The sequence below is a fragment of the Leclercia sp. UBA7405 genome, from assembly GCF_037152215.1.
In the GTDB taxonomy this organism is placed as follows: domain Bacteria; phylum Pseudomonadota; class Gammaproteobacteria; order Enterobacterales; family Enterobacteriaceae; genus Enterobacter; species Enterobacter pneumoniae.
This window is the reverse complement of record NZ_JBBCMR010000002.1, coordinates 60,311-76,706: the sequence shown is the minus strand read 5'-3', so window position 1 is coordinate 76,706 and position 16,396 is coordinate 60,311. Positions and strand designations below refer to the sequence as shown.

The following is a 16,396-nucleotide window of genomic DNA, read 5'->3' as shown; positions in this document are numbered from 1 at the left end:
ACAACCCCGGGGGTTGCACGGCCATAATTTCAACAAGGAGGCGTCAGAAAGGTTACTTTACGTAGGCAAGAAGACTCAACGAGTCGCGGGCCAGCGCTTTGCATTTTTTCGCGGTAGGAATGCCGATGCCGCTGAGATCGCGGTAGCTGTCTTCACCGAGCGCCTTCATGTCAAAGCTATCGTAGTTGCTGAGATCCCACTGGTTTTGCTGGGCAAAAAAGACTAAAGCACGACGAATCTGTCCGTTGGGTAAATTCTGGTAGCCGCAATCGTTTTTCAGAAACACAAACACTGCCGTCAGATCCGCCATATCTTCGGCTTCATTTTCACTCAGCGCATAGCTATTTGCGCAACTAATCATAAGGCTGCTGAACAGAATTGTGCGGAAAAACGTCTTCATTGCTTCTACCAATACGTCACGGAAATTCAACGTTAGCACACTTCCCGCCGGTGCGACGATCTTTATTCTGTCTGCACTTATTGACCTTCCGCTAAGGGGAGGGTTTATGCTCTGATACCCGTCTGCTGGAATTAAGGAAATGAACATGCAACGCCGTGATTTTTTAAAATATTCTGCTGCGCTGGGTGTCGCCAGCGCGCTTCCGCTCTGGAGTCGTGCGGTATTTGCCGCCGACAGGCCCGCTTTGCCTATCCCTGACTTAATCGCTCCCGATGCACGAAATCAAATCCGTCTGGTCGTCCAGCAGGGGAAAACCACCTTTGGCCCACATCAGGCCACCACATGGGGCTATAACGGTAATCTGCTCGGCCCGGCACTCCAGCTGCGCCAGGGTAAAGCTGTTACCGTTAATATTCACAATACCCTCGCTCAGGAGACCACGCTTCACTGGCACGGACTGGAAGTGCCCGGCGAGGTGGATGGTGGGCCGCAGGGGGTTATCAAACCAGGCGGTCAGCGCACGGTCTCTTTTACGCCGCAACAGCGTGCGGCAACCTGCTGGTTTCATCCCCATCAGCACGGCAAAACCGGCCATCAGGTGGCGATGGGATTAGCCGGGCTGGTGCTGATTGAAGACGATGAAAGCCGATTGCTGCGTCTGCCGAAGCAGTGGGGCATTGATGATGTGCCAGTGATTGTGCAGGACAAGAAGTTTACTGCCGACGGGCAGATCGATTATCAGCTCGACGTGATGAGCGCAGCCGTAGGCTGGTTTGGCGACACGCTGTTAACCAACGGTGCGATTTATCCTCAGCACAGCGCACCCAAAGGCTGGCTGCGTCTGCGCCTGCTCAACGGGTGTAACGCCCGCTCCCTCAACTTTGCTACCAGCGACAAGCGCCCGCTGTATGTGGTGGCGAGCGACGGCGGTCTGCTGCCGGAGCCGGTTAAGGTAAGCGAGCTGCCGATGCTGATGGGCGAGCGCTTTGAGGTGTTGGTGGATATCAGCGACGGTAAGGCATTTGACCTGGTGACCCTGCCGGTCAGCCAGATGGGGATGGCCGTTGCGCCATTTGATAAGCCGCATCCGGTATTGCGCGTCCAGCCGCTCCTGGTGGCGGCCTCCGGCACGCTACCCGATAAACTGGCCAGCCTGCCGGCGTTACCCGCGCTGGAGGGGCTTACAGAGCGTAAGCTGCAGCTTTCGATGGACCCGATGCTCGATATGATGGGCATGCAGGCCCTGATGAAGCGCTATGGCCATCAGGCAATGTCCGGTATGCAGCACGGGCAGATGGAAGGCCATATGAATATGGATCACGGCAAGATGGGCGGCATGAACCACGGCGGGCATGGATTCGATTTGCACAATGCCAATATGATCAACGGCAAAGCTTTCGATATGAACACCCCGATGTTCGCGGCGACCAAAGGGCAGTATGAACGCTGGTTCATCTCCGGCGAGGGGGACATGATGCTGCACCCGTTCCACATCCACGGTACCCAGTTCCGCATTCTCTCGGAAAACGGCAACGCGCCTGCCGCGCATCGTTCAGGCTGGAAAGATACCGTGAAGGTAGAAGGGGGCGTGAGCGAGGTGGTGGTGAAGTTTGATCACGACGCGCCGAAGGCGTTTGCTTATATGGCGCACTGTCATCTGCTGGAACATGAAGATACGGGAATGATGCTGGGGTTCACGGTTTAGCTTTGAGCTGACTGATGCCCTCACCCTGGCCCTCTCCCAGGGGGAGAGGGGACAAACACAAAAAACGGCAACCGAGGTTGCCGTTTTGCTTTTATTCGGTGCGGCCTGATGCCCTCACCCGGGCCCTCTCCCATGCGGAGAGGGGACAAACACAAAAAACGGCAACCGAAGTTGCCGTTTTGCTTTTACCCGGTGCGGCCTGATGCCCTCACCCTGGCCCTCTCCCACGGGGAGAGGGGACAAACACTAAAAACGGCAACCGAAGTTGCCGTTTTGCTTTTACTTTTTGTCGTCCGGCAGGGCATAAGCAACAATGTAGTCGCCCATCTTCGTACCAAACGAACCGTGACCACCTGCAGAGATGACAACATACTGCTTGCCATTCACTTCATAGGTCATCGGCGTGGCTTGTCCACCCGCTGGCAGACGGCCTTGCCACAGCTTCTCACCGTTGGTCATGTTGTACGCACGCAGGTAGTTATCTGCGGTTGCGGCAATGAACAGCACGTTACCGGCGGTAGAGATTGGGCCACCCAGCATTGGCATACCCATATTGAACGGCACAGGAACCGGCATCGGGAACGGCATGCTGTCCTGTGGCGTACCAATACGTTTTTTCCAGACAACCTGATTGGTTTTCAGATCCAGTGCAGAGATGTAACCCCAGGCAGGCTGTTTACACGGCAGGCCAAACGGAGAGAGGAACGGGTTCAGCGTCACGCCATACGGCACGCCATACTGCGGCTGAATACCGGCTTCGGTACCGCTGCCTTTCGCATCTTTCGGCTGCTCCATTGGGTTGCCCGGGCCGCGCGGAATCAGTTTCGAGACAAACGGCAGCGCCATCGGGTTAGCAATTGCCACCTGACGGTTAGGGTCAACGGAGATCCCGCCCCATTCGAACATCCCCAGGTTACCCGGGAAGACGAGCGTGCCCTGTTCAGACGGCGGAGTGAAGATACCTTCATAGCGCAGCTGATGGAACATCACGCGGCACACCAGCTGGTCAAACATGGTGGCACCCCACATGTCTGCACCGCTGAGGTCTTTCTTCGGACGGAAGCTCAGGTCAGAGAACGGCTGCGTTTTGCTGACGTAGTCGCCTTTGGCTGCGCCCTGTGGAACCGGTTTTTCCGGAGCAGGGACGACCAGCTTACCGTTGCTGCGATCCAGCACGAAGATGTTGCCGGTTTTCGCCGGAGCGTAGATCACCGGAACGGTTTTACCGTTAACGGTAATGTCCGCCAGCGTCGGCTGGGACGGCATATCCATATCCCACAGATCGTGGTGAACGGTCTGATAGCTCCACGCCAGCTTACCGGTGGTCGCGTTCAGCGCCACGATGGCGCTCGCGTAGCGCTCTTGCTCCGGCGTACGATTGCCGCCCCAGATATCCGGCGTGGACACGCCCATTGGCAGGTAGACCAGGTCCAGCTTCGCGTCATACGCGGCAGGGGCCCAGGAGTTTGGCGAGTTAAAGGTAAAGGTGTGTTCGTCTGACGGGATCGCGTTTGGATCTTTCGCGCCCGGGTCGAAGGCCCACAGCAGTTTACCGGTATTCACGTCAAAACCACGGATAACGCCCGAGGTTTCGCGGGTAGAGAAGTTATCCGTTACCGAACCGGCAATCACGATGGTTTTATCGGTGATGATTGGTGGAGAGGTCGGCTCATACAGACCCGGCGTGGTATCCGGCATGTTGGTCTGCAGATTCAGGATACCCTTGTTAGCGAAGGTTTCACACAGCTTGCCCGTTTCGGCGTTGATGGCAAACAGACGACCATCGTTGACCGGCAGCATAATACGGCGCGGACAGTCGGCAATGACTTCCGGGCTGGCATTATCGGCACGCGCTTCGTGGTAAGAGACACCGCGGCAGGTAACGTGCTGGAACGACGGGTTGGAGTTCAGCTGTGGATCGAAGTGCCATTTCTCTTTACCGGTGGCCGCGTCTAGCGCGAACAGACGCTGGTGCGCCGTACACAGGTAGAGCATGTTGCCCACTTTGATTGGTGTCACTTCGTTGGTCAGTTCGCCCGGATCGTTAGGCATTTTCAGGTCGCCAGTACGGAAGACCCAGGCTTCTTTCAGATCTTTAACGTTATCGGCGTTGATCTGTTTTAGCGGAGAGTAACGCTGACCTTCCTGGTTACGCCCGTAAGCCGGCCAGTCGCCATCAGCCACCTGCGAAATCGCTGCGGCAGGCGTCGATTCGTTGCTCAGGGTGCCTTTGACTTCCTGAGGATCGTTAAAACCCGCCCATGTCAGGATGCCACCGCTGATTAACAGCGCCACGACCAGCGCCGCAACGGCACCGCTGGACGGCACCCAAAGACGACGCCAGACGAATGGCAGGATCAGCCAGATGCCAAAGAAGACCAGGATGTCACTGCGCGGGGTCAGTGCCCAGAAATCGAAACCGACTTCCCAGACGCCCCAAATCATTGTTGCAAGGAGCAGGGCGGCATACAGCCACAGTGCTGATTGCTTTCTACGCCACAGCAGGACGGTTACGCCAACCATAACCAGACCCGCGATCGGGTAGTACCAGGAGCCGCCAATTGCGACCAGCCAGACGCCACCGATTAACAGATACAGCGCGCAGAAAGCTGCGAACACCGCCGTTAATGTCACCAGTAGACGGGGCTGTTGAGATTTTGTTTCAGCCATAGAAGATGTACTCGTCAGTTTTGTTAATTATTTGCTAGCAATTAATTATAGGTATTAACAAGTGTGATCGGAATCACAAATTTTGCTTTTTATATCTCATGCGCCAGGGCTATCCATTTGCTGTTATAATGGCCCGCTTGTGAATCGATGACGGACGCAGGTTCATCCGCATTGAGAGATGTGTTTTACAATCAAACGGTTAGTAATATGAAACATACTGTTGAAGTGATGATCCCGGAAGCGGAGATCAAAGCGCGTATCGCCGAGCTGGGCCGTGAAATTACCGCGCATTATAAAGACAGCGGTTCTGATATGGTGCTGGTGGGGCTGTTACGCGGTTCCTTCATGTTTATGGCCGACCTGTGCCGTGAAGTCCAGGTATCCCATGAAGTCGATTTTATGACCGCCTCCAGCTATGGCAGCGGCATGTCGACAACCCGCGATGTGAAAATCCTCAAAGATCTGGATGAGGATATTCGCGGTAAAGATGTACTGATCGTTGAGGACATCATCGACTCTGGCAACACGCTCTCCAAAGTGCGCGAAATCCTGAGCCTGCGTGGGCCGAAATCCCTCGCCATCTGTACCCTGCTGGATAAACCGACCCGTCGTGAAGTGGACGTGCCGGTAGAGTATATCGGTTTCTCTATCCCGGATGAGTTCGTTGTGGGCTACGGTATCGACTACGCTCAGCGTTATCGCCATCTGCCTTACATCGGCAAAGTGGTGCTGCTGGACGAGTGATCGGCTGGATGAGATCCGTAAGAGACAAACGGCAACACTGAGGTTGCCGTTTTGTTTTTAGGGCGTTTACTTGTGATTAACGTGCTTCTGTCTCAGGTTGGCAATCCCGGAACGATAGCGTTGCTCCAGCGTCTCGCGGTTGGTAGCGGTCACTTCCAGATTGCGCAGTAAGCCATCATGGATTCCGTACGCCAGGCCGTGAATGGTCACCTTTTGCCCGCGCTTCCACGCTGACTGCATGATTGTTGAGTGGCCCAGGTTGTACACCTGCTCCATGACGTTGAGTTCACACAGGGTATCGAGGCGGCGCTCCTGCGGCATTTCTCCCAGCAGTGAGCTATGTTTGAACCAGATATCTCGGATGTGCAGCAGCCAGTTGTCAATCAGCCCCAGTTCTGTGTTTTCAACCGCCGCCTGAACGCCGCCGCAGCCGTAGTGGCCACAAATAATGATATGTTCGACTTCCAGAACATCGACGGCATATTGCACGACAGAGAGACAGTTAAGGTCGGTATGGATGACCAGATTGGCGACGTTACGGTGGACAAAAAGTTCGCCGGGTTCAAGGCCGGTGAGCCGCTCAGCAGGAACGCGGCTGTCAGAACACCCTATCCATAAAAAGCGCGGTTTCTGCGCCTGCGCCAGCGTTTCGAAAAAGCCGGGATCCTCTTCCACCAGCATTTTTGACCATAGTGCATTATTGCTGATGAGTGTATCTATGTCTTTCATGGCGGTTAACGGCCTGTAACCAAGTGAGTGCGTTGCGCTAATATAGGGCAACGTGATTTTTTTTAAAACCACACTCGATGTGAAAGAACTTAAGGTAAGTCTAATCCATGACGATTGCACTGGAGCTTGAACAGCTTAAGAAAACCTATCCCGGCGGCGTTCAGGCGCTCCGTGGTATAGATCTGAAGGTGGAGGCCGGTGATTTTTACGCGCTTCTGGGGCCTAACGGGGCAGGAAAATCCACCACTATCGGCATTATCAGCTCACTGGTTAATAAAACCTCTGGCCGGGTCAGCGTCTTCGGCTACGACCTGGAAAAAGATGTCGTCAATGCCAAGCGTCAACTGGGGTTGGTGCCGCAGGAGTTCAACTTCAACCCGTTCGAGACCGTACAGCAGATCGTCGTAAACCAGGCAGGCTATTACGGGGTTGAGCGCAAAGATGCCGTTGAGCGTAGCGAAAAATACCTGAAACAGCTCGACCTGTGGGAAAAGCGCAATGAGCGTGCACGGATGCTCTCCGGCGGTATGAAGCGCCGTCTGATGATTGCCCGTGCGCTGATGCACGAGCCAAAGCTGCTGATACTTGATGAACCGACCGCGGGTGTCGATATCGAGCTGCGTCGTTCCATGTGGGGGTTCCTGAAAGATCTGAACGACAAAGGCACCACCATTATTCTGACAACTCACTACCTCGAAGAGGCGGAGATGCTGTGCCGTAATATCGGCATCATTCAGCATGGCGAGCTGGTGGAAAACACCTCTATGAAAAATCTGCTCTCAAAGCTGAAGTCAGAGACCTTTATTCTCGATCTGGCGGCGAAAAGCGCGCTGCCGAAGCTGGAAGGCTATCAATACCGGCTGGTGGATACGTCCACGCTTGAAGTGGAAGTTCTGCGTGAGCAGGGAATTAATAGCGTATTTAGTCAGCTGAGTGCCCAGGGAATTCAGGTGTTGAGTATGCGTAACAAAGCCAACCGACTGGAAGAGCTGTTCGTCTCGCTGGTCCATCAGAAACAAGGAGAAAGCGCATGATGCAGCTTTACTGGGTGGCGCTGAAGAGTATCTGGGCCAAAGAGATCAACCGCTTTATGCGTATCTGGATCCAGACGCTGGTGCCGCCGGTGATCACCATGACCCTCTATTTCATCATCTTCGGCAATCTGATTGGGTCGCGAATTGGTGAGATGCACGGCTTTACTTACATGCAGTTCATCGTGCCTGGTCTGATTATGATGGCGGTGATCACCAACGCCTACGCCAACGTGGCATCGTCGTTCTTCAGCGCCAAGTTCCAGCGCAACATTGAAGAGTTGCTGGTGGCACCGGTACCGACGCATGTGATCATCGCTGGTTACGTAGGAGGCGGGGTAGCGCGTGGCTTATGCGTAGGGGTACTGGTAACGGCAATTTCACTGTTCTTTGTGCCGTTCCAGGTACACTCCTGGTTGTTTGTCGGGCTGACGCTGCTGTTAACGGCAGTACTCTTCTCGCTGGCAGGCCTGCTCAATGCTGTCTTTGCGAAAACCTTTGATGATATCAGCCTGATCCCCACGTTCGTGCTGACGCCGCTGACCTACCTCGGCGGGGTGTTCTACTCGCTGACGCTGCTGCCGCCGTTCTGGCAGGCGCTGTCACACCTGAACCCCATCGTCTACATGATTAGCGGTTTCCGCTTCGGTTTCCTCGGCATCTCTGATGTGCCGTTGGTGACGACAGTGGGCGTGCTGGCGATCTTTATCGTGGCGTTTTATCTGCTCTGCTACACCCTGATTCAACGGGGACGTGGCCTGCGTACCTAACCTTCCTGCCCGGCGGCGCCCGCCGCCGGGTCATGAGATACGGTTTTTTGACGGTCATCACCCCCGCAAATCCCGGCTGCCGCTACACTACGCCTCTGCAAAAGGAGAATTGTATGCTGGGTTGGGTAATCACATGCCATGATGAACAAGGGCAGGCTCTATTGGATCAGCTGACGGCCAGCTTTGGACCGCTGGTGCAGTGCCAGGCGGTCAACTTTTGGCGTGGTCTGAGCACTAACATGCTGAGCCGCATGATGTGCGATGCGCTACACCATACCGACAGCGGAGAGGGTGTCATCTTCCTGACCGATATCACCGGCGCCGCGCCGTATCGCGCAGCGGCACTGCTCAGCCATAAACACCGCAACTGTGAAGTGATCACCGGGATCAGCTATCCGCTTCTGGAGGCGATGTATCCACTGCGTGAATCCCTGGACAGTGCGACCTTTCGCGATCGCATCGTGGCCCAGGGTGCGCCGCTTGTTAGCAGCCTCTGGCATCAGCAGCAAAAAAATCCCCCCTTTGTCCTGCTAAACGACCCGTACAAACATTAATCATTGGTATCAGCGTCGCTTTTGTTACAATGACGCCAGTTTTTAGCTCCCGATTAAGCTCTTATGTTCTCGCGAATTATTCTTCTGTTATTGCTGCTGCTCTCAGGTGGCGCGACCGCCAGCCTGTTAAGCCAGCAAGGGCTTCCCACCCGCTATATGCAAACCACCGAAGATGCGGCGATTTGGGCGCAGGTCGGCAACGGGGTGATTAACGTCGGCAATATTCGCGCCGGACAGATTCTGGCCGTCGTGCCTACCGCGGCCGATTACTTTGAATTCCGCTTTGGCTTCGGCACCGGTTTTATTGATAAAGGCCATCTGGAAGAGGTGCAGGGGAAGCAGCGCGTAGAAGACAGCCTCGGCGATCTGAATAAACCCCTCAGTAATCAGAATCTGATCACCTGGAAAGACACCCCGGTTTATAACGCGCCAAATGCCGGCAGCGCCCCCTTTGGCACTCTGGCAAATAACCTGCGTTATCCCATTCAGAGCAAGCTGAAAGATCGTTTAAACCAGACCTGGTTCCAGATTCGTATCGGTAATCGCCTGGCGTGGGTCAGTAGCCTGGATGCGCAGGAAGATAACGGCCTGCCGGTACTCACTTATCACCACATTTTGCGTGATGAAGAGAACACCCGTTTTCGCCATACCTCCACCACGACCAGCGTACGTGCGTTTAATAACCAGATGGCGTGGCTGCGCGATCAGGGCTACACCACGCTGAACCTCTATCAGCTGGAAGGGTATGTCCGTAACAAGATTAACCTGCCCGCGAAGGCAGTAGTGATTACGTTTGACGACGGTTTAAAATCGGTGAGTCGCTATGCTTACCCCATTCTGAAAGCGTACGGGTTCAACGCCACCGCGTTTATTATCTCGTCGCGTATTAAACGCCATCCGCAGAAGTGGGATCCCAAAGCGCTGCAGTTTATGAGCCTCTCCGAGTTACGTGAAATTCAGTCGGTGTTTGATTTCCAGTCACATACCCATTTTCTGCATCGGGTAGATGGCTATCATCATCCGATTCTGCTGAGCCGCAGTTACCATAATATTGTGATGGACTTTAAACACTCACGGCGGGCGCTGGCGCAGTTCAACCCGCACGTGTTGTACCTCTCGTATCCGTTTGGTGGTTATAACGATAAAGCGGTGAAAGCAGCGAACGACGCCGGTTTTCATCTGGCAGTGACAACGGTGAAAGGAAAGGTGAAGCCGGGGGATAATCCATTTTTACTCAAACGGTTATATATTCTCAGGACGGACTCCCTGGAGACGATGTCGCGGCTGATCAGTAATCAGCCGCAGGGGTAATACTCAGGCAACCTGGACCGGGATAGCCTTCGCGGTACGTTTCATTTCGTTGTCGCCTTCGAAATAGGCGACTTTAGGCTGCCAGCGGCGCGCTTCTTCATCGGACATCATGACAAAGCTGGCGATAATGACAATATCACCGACGTTAGCGCAGTGCGCAGCGGCACCGTTAACGGAGATGATTTTAGAACCCCGTTCAGCCGCAATGGCATAGGTGGAGAAACGGTTGCCGTTGCTCACGTTCCAGATATCAATGGCTTCGTTTTCAAGAATACCCGCCGCATCGAGAAAATCCTGATCGATCGCGCAGGAGCCTTCATAGTGCAGGTCGGCCTGGGTGACTTTGACACGGTGCAGCTTACCTTGCAGCATTTTGCGAATCATTACGTTTACCTTTACTCTCTGTCGTAACCCGCCGATCAATAAGCGGGAGGGGTAACTAATCCGTTAGCTCTCTATCGGCTCAGCCATTACTGAGCCAGTTCAACTACTGTGTTATCAATCAGCCGCGCCTGACCCAGCCAGGCGGCAACCAGAATGACTGCGCGTTTGCTGGTTGTCGAAAGCGCCAATAGCGTATCGGCATCCCGAATCTGGATATCATCCGCGCGAAAGCCCTTGTCATTCAATGCCTGCTCAGCGATGGCAATAATCTCTTCGCTGCTCAATGCTTTTTGCTGCAGCTGCTCGACCATGTCGCTCATAACTTTATACAGACCCGGTGCCAGTTTACGCTGGTCTGCGGTGAGGTAACCATTGCGTGAACTCAGGGCCAGGCCATCTTTCGCGCGCACAATTGGCACGCCGACAATCTCGATGTCGTAACCCAGATCGTCAACCATCTTGCGAATCAGCGCCAGCTGCTGGAAATCTTTCTCACCAAAGCAGGCGATATCCGGCTGGACCAGATTAAAAAGCTTACTGACGACAGTAGAGACCCCGCGGAAGTGGCCAGGGCGGCTGGCACCTTCGAGCATTGTGGAGATGCCAGGGACGTCGACGTAGGTGGTCTCCTCGGTCCCTTTCGGCCAGACTTCGTTCGGTGCCGGAGCGAAGACCAAATCAACGTGACGCTTATTCAGCTTCTCGCAATCCTCCTGCAACGTACGCGGATACCGCGCCAGGTCGTCGACGCGGTCGAACTGCATCGGGTTCACGAAGATACTCACCACCACCACATCGGCGCGGGCTTTGGCTTCGTCTACCAGCTTCATATGCCCGTCGTGCAGGTTGCCCATTGTAGGCACCAGCGCGATACGTTTACCTTCCTGACGCAGACGACGGATGTGCTGACGGAGCAGCGGCAGGGTTTCAATGATTAGCACAACGAGACTCCTTAATGGAAACTGTGTTCTTCAGCCGGGTAAACACCGGATTCAACCTCGGTAATATACTGCCTGACTGCGGCGCGCATGTCGCCCGCTTCACTGAGGAAATTCTTTGCAAATTTTGGAATGTGACCGCCGGTAATACCGAAGGCGTCGTGCATCACCAGGATCTGGCCGTCGGTCACATTGCCCGCGCCAATCCCGATAACGGGGATAGAGAGCGCATCGGTAATACGTTTCGCCAGTTCAACCGGCACGCATTCAAGTACCAGCAGCTGTGCGCCCGCGGCTTCGATGGCTTTCGCGTCGTCGAACAACGTCTGGGCTGCGTCGCCGCGCCCCTGCACTTTATAGCCGCCAAAGATATTGACCGACTGCGGCGTAAGCCCCAGATGACCACAGACAGGTACGGCACGGTCGGTGAGCATTTTGATGGTATCGATAAGCCAGGCACCACCTTCAATTTTGACCATATTCGCCCCGGCACGCATCACGGTTGCTGCGTTTTCAAAGGCCTGCTCCGGCGTCGCATAAGCCATAAACGGCAGGTCAGAGAGCAGCAAGCAAGCCGGAGCACCACGGCGCACGGCGCGAGTGTGATAAGCAATATCTTCAACCGTTACCGGCAGAGTTGAATCATGTCCCTGGACTGTCATCCCTAACGAATCGCCCACCAGCATGACGTTGATGCCCTCTTCGGCGAAGAGTTTGGCGAAGCTGTAGTCATAGGCGGTGATGGTCGCGAAGCGCTGCTTTTCCTGTTTGCATTTCTGCAATGCGGAGATGGTGGTTGGTTTCATACTGTTTCCTGATAGCCCAAAGCAAATCTTTGCGCATTCTAACAGTAAGATTCGGGGGAACAATGATTTTAGCTAAGCGATTAACCATAAATTATTCATGGTTAATCGACAAAGAAAGACGGCTACCAGCGTGCGGGTTTTTCGGCGTTCAGCCGTTGCAGCAGGGCGGTAAGGGACTCACCGTCCGGAAAGGTTAACTGCGGGGCGATTTCAGCCAGCGGCCAGAGCATAAACCCGCGATTTTTCATATCGTAATGCGGCACGGTCAGACGTTCGGTGGCAATCACCGCATCCCCAAACAGCATGATATCCAGATCCAGGGTGCGGGGTCCCCAGCGTTCGGCTTTACGCACGCGGCCTTGCTGTAACTCAATGCGCTGGGTGTGGTCGAGCAACGCGTCGGGGCTGAGCGCGGTCTCCAGCGCAACAGCGGCATTGAGATAATCGGGCTGATCCTGCGGGCCAAGCGGAGGTGTACGGTAGAAAGCGGAAAGGGCGACAATACGACTTTGCGGGATGTCGCCCAGCGCCTGAACGGCAGCATTAACCTGCTCCAGCGGAGAGGCCAGATTGCTGCCGATGGCGATATACGCCAGGGTCATGCTGCCCCTTCGCGACGCGGAGCACGCTTACGCGGACGGCGATGACGGCGGCGGGGTTCCGGATCGTCACCCAGGTCGGTCAACATATCTTTCTGCTCCGGCGGCGCAGAGACCTGGAACTCACCCCACCACTGCGCCAGACGCTGCAGCTCGTGGTTATTCTCAGCCTCGGCACGCAGGGCCAGCAGATCGTAAGCCGCGCGGAATTTTGGATGTTCCATCAGCTTCCAGGCGCGTTTACCCTGGCGGCGTGACATACGCAGCTGGAGCTGCCAGATATCACGGATAAGGGTGGTAATGCGTTTTGGAATGGCCAGCGAACGGCAGGCTTCGTCCAGCACGTCGTTCGTTGCCAGCGCAAAGGCGTCGTAATAGGCGAGACCGCTCTCCTGCGCAATTTTCTGCGCCGTTTCCAGCAGCGGGTACCAGAACATCGCCGCAAAGAGGAAGGCCGGGTTAACGCGCATATCGCTGTGAATGCGGGTGTCGGTATTCTTCAGCACCTGATTGATGATGCGCTCCATGGCGCTATCACCCTGCTCGGTGAAGTTGCGGGTAATGATTGGGAACAGCGGCTGGAACAGGCTGTATTCACGCAGCAGCTTATAGGTTTCGAAGCCGTAGCCTGCCTGCAGCAGTTTCAATGCCTCTTCAAACAGACGTGCCGGCGGCACATCGTTGATAAGCGTTGCCAGACGTGGGATCGGCTCGGCGGTTTCCGGGCTGATACGCATTCCGAGCTTAGCGGCGAAACGTACCGCGCGCAGCATGCGCACCGGATCTTCTCGATAGCGGGTTTCAGGATTGCCGATCAGGCGAATCATTCCCTCTTTCAGATCCTGCATACCGCCGACGTAATCGCGAACGGTAAAGTCCGCCACGCTGTAGTAAAGGCTGTTGATGGTAAAGTCGCGGCGCTGGGCATCTTCTTCGATATTGCCGAAGATATTGTCACGCAGCAGCATACCGTTCTGGCCGCGCTGGGAGGTCGTGCGGTCAGTTGGCGTGCCTTCGTGGTGCCCACGGAAGGTGGCGACTTCAATGATTTCAGGCCCAAACATGACGTGGGCGAGACGGAAGCGACGACCTACCAGCCGGCAGTTACGGAATAATTTACGCACCTGCTCCGGCGTGGCACTGGTGGTCACGTCGAAATCTTTTGGTTTTTTGCCAAGCAGCAGATCGCGCACGCCACCCCCTACGAGATAAGCTTCGTAACCCGCTTTATTCAGGCGATAAAGTACCTTGAGGGCATTTTCACTGATATCTTTGCGGGAAATAGCATGCTGCTCGCGCGGAATAACCGACATAGAGTGTTGAGCAATGACGTCGTCCGCCATGCTCTCATCGCGGCTTAGCACCTTACGGCAAAAATTAGCGACTCGGGTAAAAATAGTGCACCTCGGTAGTGTGTGTGTCAGGCTTCAGGACAAAAAAATAGCGGCTAATCATAGCTCAGCGAGACGCGTTTGAGAATGCTGGATTTTCGGCACGCTATTTAGCGTCCAGCCTTCAATGGCTTTTTGCAGCAATTCTTCGGTTCGCAAATCCTGCCACTCATGTGTTACATCTTGGTTTAGAAATTGTAAAGCATTGATAAGCACAGGGCGAGGATCGCCTTTCGGCAATGCCGGGGCATGGTTCTGCTTTGATAACTTTAACCCTTCGCGATTCAATGCTAACGGCAGATGGACATAATCAGGGATCGCCCAGCCGAACTGCTGATAGAGCGAAATCTGGCGCACGGTGGGTTCAATCAGATCGGCACCGCGCACAATTTCCGTCACGCCCTGGAAATGATCATCGACCACCACCGCCAGGTTATAAGCAAACAACCCGTCACGACGATGTACGATAAAATCTTCGCGCGCCAGCCGCGCGTCTGCGTGGATTTCGCCAAGCAGACCATCATGAAACTGGGTCACAGGGTGGTGCTGCATTAATCGAACGGCAGCGTTTTCGGGGCCATTATTCAGGGTACGACAATGGCCATCATACACGCCGCCCACGCTCTGAATACGGGCGCGGGTGCAGGTGCAATAGTATGAAAAACCTTGCTCGCGTAGCCAGGCCAGGCGTTCACGGTAGGCTTCATGGCGCTGAGATTGCCAAAGGATGTCGCCATCCCAGTGCAGGCCGTAATGTTCCAGCTGACGCAGAATGGTCTCTGCCGCACCGGGAACTTCACGCGGGGGGTCGATATCTTCAATCCGCACACGCCAGATACCGCGGCGGGCTCGCGCTTGCAGATAGCTGCCGAGGGCAGCAATAAGGGAACCGAAATGCAGCTCACCCGAAGGCGAGGGGGCAAAGCGGCCAATATAGTCAGATTCAGGCATGGTACCGGGAGACTAAAAGTAACAAGGCGGGAGAGACTCCCGCCTTTGTGAACGTGCTGACAGAGCGGGGATTAACCCGCCATCTGTTTTTCGCGGATCTCTGCCAGTGTTTTGCAGTCGATGCACAGGTCGGCTGTAGGACGCGCTTCCAGTCGACGAATGCCGATTTCGACACCACAGGATTCGCAAAAGCCGAAATCTTCGTCTTCGACTTTTTTCAGCGTTTTCTCGATCTTTTTAATCAGTTTGCGTTCGCGGTCACGGTTACGCAGCTCGAGGCTGAACTCTTCTTCCTGAGCGGCACGGTCTACCGGATCCGGGAAGTTTGCAGCTTCGTCCTGCATATGTGTAACGGTGCGATCCACTTCATCCCTAAGTTGATTACGCCATGCTTCAAGGATTCGCTTGAAGTGCGACAGCTGGGCTTCGTTCATATACTCTTCGCCCGGCTTCTCTTGATACGGCTCCACCCCAGCGATGGCGAGAATACTCAGGGACGATGTTTTACGGTTTTGCCCTTCTTGCATGTTGCTTCTCCTTAACACGCACTATCGATCCCCGGTTGGGGGAAAAATCAGGCCGCTATAAATAGCAGATGCTTTTCCGGATGGCAATTATCTAAACGTAACACTTGACAAGCCTGTGAGGAAAAGCGTATTTGCGCACACGACCAGAATACTTAATAGTCAATCGACTAGCCCCTTAAAACGTAACGGGAAGAGCCGATCTCAGAGTCATATTATCGGCAGAAAGTTCCGCTTTATAAGCGAAAACCTCCACCCCCTGCTTTTGTGCCTCATTCAACAGTTGCGCGTATTTGGGGTCAATATGGCGGGCAGGTGAAAATCGTTCAATTGCTGAGTGTAAAACCGCAAACAGCAACACGGCGCGTTTGCCCGCCGCCGCTACACTTATCAACTCCCGGAGATGCTTTTGACCGCGCAGGGTCACCGCGTCCGGAAAATAGCCGTTATCTTGGTCAGCTAACGTCACTGATTTCACTTCAATATAGCACTCGGGGCGATCCTCTGCCTGTAACATAAAGTCAATTCTGCTGCCCTCTGCGCCATACTTCACTTCACTTTTGATGCTGCTGTAGCCACGCAGTTCGGCAAGCATATCAAGGGCGATCGCCTCTTTTACCAGCTGGTTTGCCCGTAGCGTATTGACGCATATAAACGCCCCCTGCGTGGTTTGGGTAATTTCCCAGGTATGCGGATATTTGCGTTTAGCATTAAGCGAGGTGGAGTACCAGACGGTATCGCCCGGCGTGGCGCAACCGGTCATCGCGCCGGTATTCGGGCAGTGCAGGGTGAGGGTCTCCCCCTCAGGCGTGACCACATCGGCAAGAAAGCGTTTGTAGCGCTGAACCAGGATAGCGGGTTGTAAGGCCGGGATAAACTGCATGTAAAT

General features: G+C 54.7%; 17 protein-coding genes. 6 read left to right on the top strand and 11 right to left on the bottom strand.

Going from position 1 to position 16,396, the window contains the following annotated elements:
* Positions 1-52: 52 nt before the first annotated feature.
* Positions 53-400, bottom strand: a complete 348-nt coding sequence (locus WFN75_RS12700; RefSeq protein ID WP_040078596.1) for a YacC family pilotin-like protein — start codon at positions 398-400, stop codon at positions 53-55.
* 145 nt (positions 401-545) lie between these two features.
* Here WFN75_RS12700 and cueO point away from each other — a divergent pair, with 145 nt between their 5' ends.
* Entirely contained in the window at positions 546-2,105 is a 1,560-nt protein-coding gene (gene cueO / locus WFN75_RS12695; protein WP_336996274.1) for a multicopper oxidase CueO, read from the top strand.
* Positions 2,106-2,384: 279 nt separating this feature from the next.
* On the opposite strand, the gene WFN75_RS12690 is transcribed toward cueO, so the two are convergent.
* Positions 2,385-4,775 carry a glucose/quinate/shikimate family membrane-bound PQQ-dependent dehydrogenase gene (locus tag WFN75_RS12690; protein WP_336996273.1) on the bottom strand — a complete coding sequence of 797 codons (2,391 nt, stop codon included), beginning with the start codon at positions 4,773-4,775 and terminating at the stop codon, positions 2,385-2,387.
* A 207-nt stretch (positions 4,776-4,982) separates the two neighbouring features.
* On the opposite strand from WFN75_RS12690, the gene hpt reads away from it, so the two are divergent.
* Entirely contained in the window at positions 4,983-5,519 is a 537-nt protein-coding gene (gene hpt / locus WFN75_RS12685) for a hypoxanthine phosphoribosyltransferase (protein ID WP_046884965.1), read from the top strand.
* Between the two features lie 66 nt (positions 5,520-5,585).
* On the opposite strand, the gene can is transcribed toward hpt, so the two are convergent.
* A complete protein-coding gene (can, locus tag WFN75_RS12680) occupies positions 5,586-6,248 on the bottom strand; it encodes a carbonate dehydratase (RefSeq protein WP_040077126.1) in 663 nt (220 codons plus the stop codon).
* Positions 6,249-6,355: 107 nt separating this feature from the next.
* Between can and WFN75_RS12675 the strand changes: the two genes are divergently transcribed.
* The 4 genes from WFN75_RS12675 to WFN75_RS12660 all read left to right on the top strand — a co-directional run bounded on the left by WFN75_RS12675 (position 6,356) and on the right by WFN75_RS12660 (position 9,914).
* Positions 6,356-7,282, top strand: a complete 927-nt coding sequence (locus WFN75_RS12675) for an ABC transporter ATP-binding protein (RefSeq protein WP_040077125.1) — start codon at positions 6,356-6,358, stop codon at positions 7,280-7,282.
* Positions 7,279-8,049, top strand: coding sequence for an ABC transporter permease (locus WFN75_RS12670; protein ID WP_040077124.1), 771 nt, complete (start codon positions 7,279-7,281; stop codon positions 8,047-8,049). The genes WFN75_RS12675 and WFN75_RS12670 overlap by 4 nt, the downstream gene beginning before the upstream one ends.
* A gap of 113 nt (positions 8,050-8,162) precedes the next feature.
* Entirely contained in the window at positions 8,163-8,603 is a 441-nt protein-coding gene (locus WFN75_RS12665; protein WP_040077123.1) for a PTS sugar transporter subunit IIA, read from the top strand.
* Positions 8,604-8,666: 63 nt separating this feature from the next.
* Positions 8,667-9,914: a polysaccharide deacetylase family protein gene (locus WFN75_RS12660; RefSeq protein ID WP_336996272.1), complete on the top strand. Its 1,248-nt coding sequence runs from the start codon at positions 8,667-8,669 to the stop codon at positions 9,912-9,914.
* Positions 9,915-9,917: 3 nt separating this feature from the next.
* On the opposite strand, the gene panD is transcribed toward WFN75_RS12660, so the two are convergent.
* The 8 genes from panD to sfsA form a co-directional block, all read right to left on the bottom strand.
* On the bottom strand, positions 9,918-10,298 hold the full coding sequence (gene panD / locus WFN75_RS12655) for an aspartate 1-decarboxylase (protein WP_039030334.1): 381 nt from the start codon (positions 10,296-10,298) through the stop codon (positions 9,918-9,920).
* Positions 10,299-10,384: 86 nt separating this feature from the next.
* Complete coding sequence (panC, locus tag WFN75_RS12650; RefSeq protein WP_040077120.1) at positions 10,385-11,239, bottom strand: pantoate--beta-alanine ligase; 855 nt, start codon at positions 11,237-11,239, stop codon at positions 10,385-10,387.
* Positions 11,240-11,250: 11 nt separating this feature from the next.
* Positions 11,251-12,042, bottom strand: a complete 792-nt coding sequence (gene panB / locus WFN75_RS12645) for a 3-methyl-2-oxobutanoate hydroxymethyltransferase (RefSeq protein WP_040077119.1) — start codon at positions 12,040-12,042, stop codon at positions 11,251-11,253.
* 122 nt (positions 12,043-12,164) lie between these two features.
* Positions 12,165-12,644, bottom strand: coding sequence for a 2-amino-4-hydroxy-6-hydroxymethyldihydropteridine diphosphokinase (folK, locus tag WFN75_RS12640; protein ID WP_046884963.1), 480 nt, complete (start codon positions 12,642-12,644; stop codon positions 12,165-12,167).
* A complete protein-coding gene (gene pcnB / locus WFN75_RS12635) occupies positions 12,641-14,038 on the bottom strand; it encodes a polynucleotide adenylyltransferase PcnB (protein WP_207293808.1) in 1,398 nt (465 codons plus the stop codon). The genes folK and pcnB overlap by 4 nt, the downstream gene beginning before the upstream one ends.
* A gap of 54 nt (positions 14,039-14,092) precedes the next feature.
* Entirely contained in the window at positions 14,093-14,983 is an 891-nt protein-coding gene (gene gluQRS, locus WFN75_RS12630) for a tRNA glutamyl-Q(34) synthetase GluQRS (RefSeq protein WP_046884962.1), read from the bottom strand.
* A gap of 71 nt (positions 14,984-15,054) precedes the next feature.
* Complete coding sequence (gene dksA, locus WFN75_RS12625) at positions 15,055-15,510, bottom strand: RNA polymerase-binding protein DksA (RefSeq protein WP_012016093.1); 456 nt, start codon at positions 15,508-15,510, stop codon at positions 15,055-15,057.
* A 175-nt stretch (positions 15,511-15,685) separates the two neighbouring features.
* Positions 15,686-16,390, bottom strand: coding sequence for a DNA/RNA nuclease SfsA (sfsA, locus tag WFN75_RS12620; RefSeq protein ID WP_212477181.1), 705 nt, complete (start codon positions 16,388-16,390; stop codon positions 15,686-15,688).
* Positions 16,391-16,396: the final 6 nt, after the last annotated feature.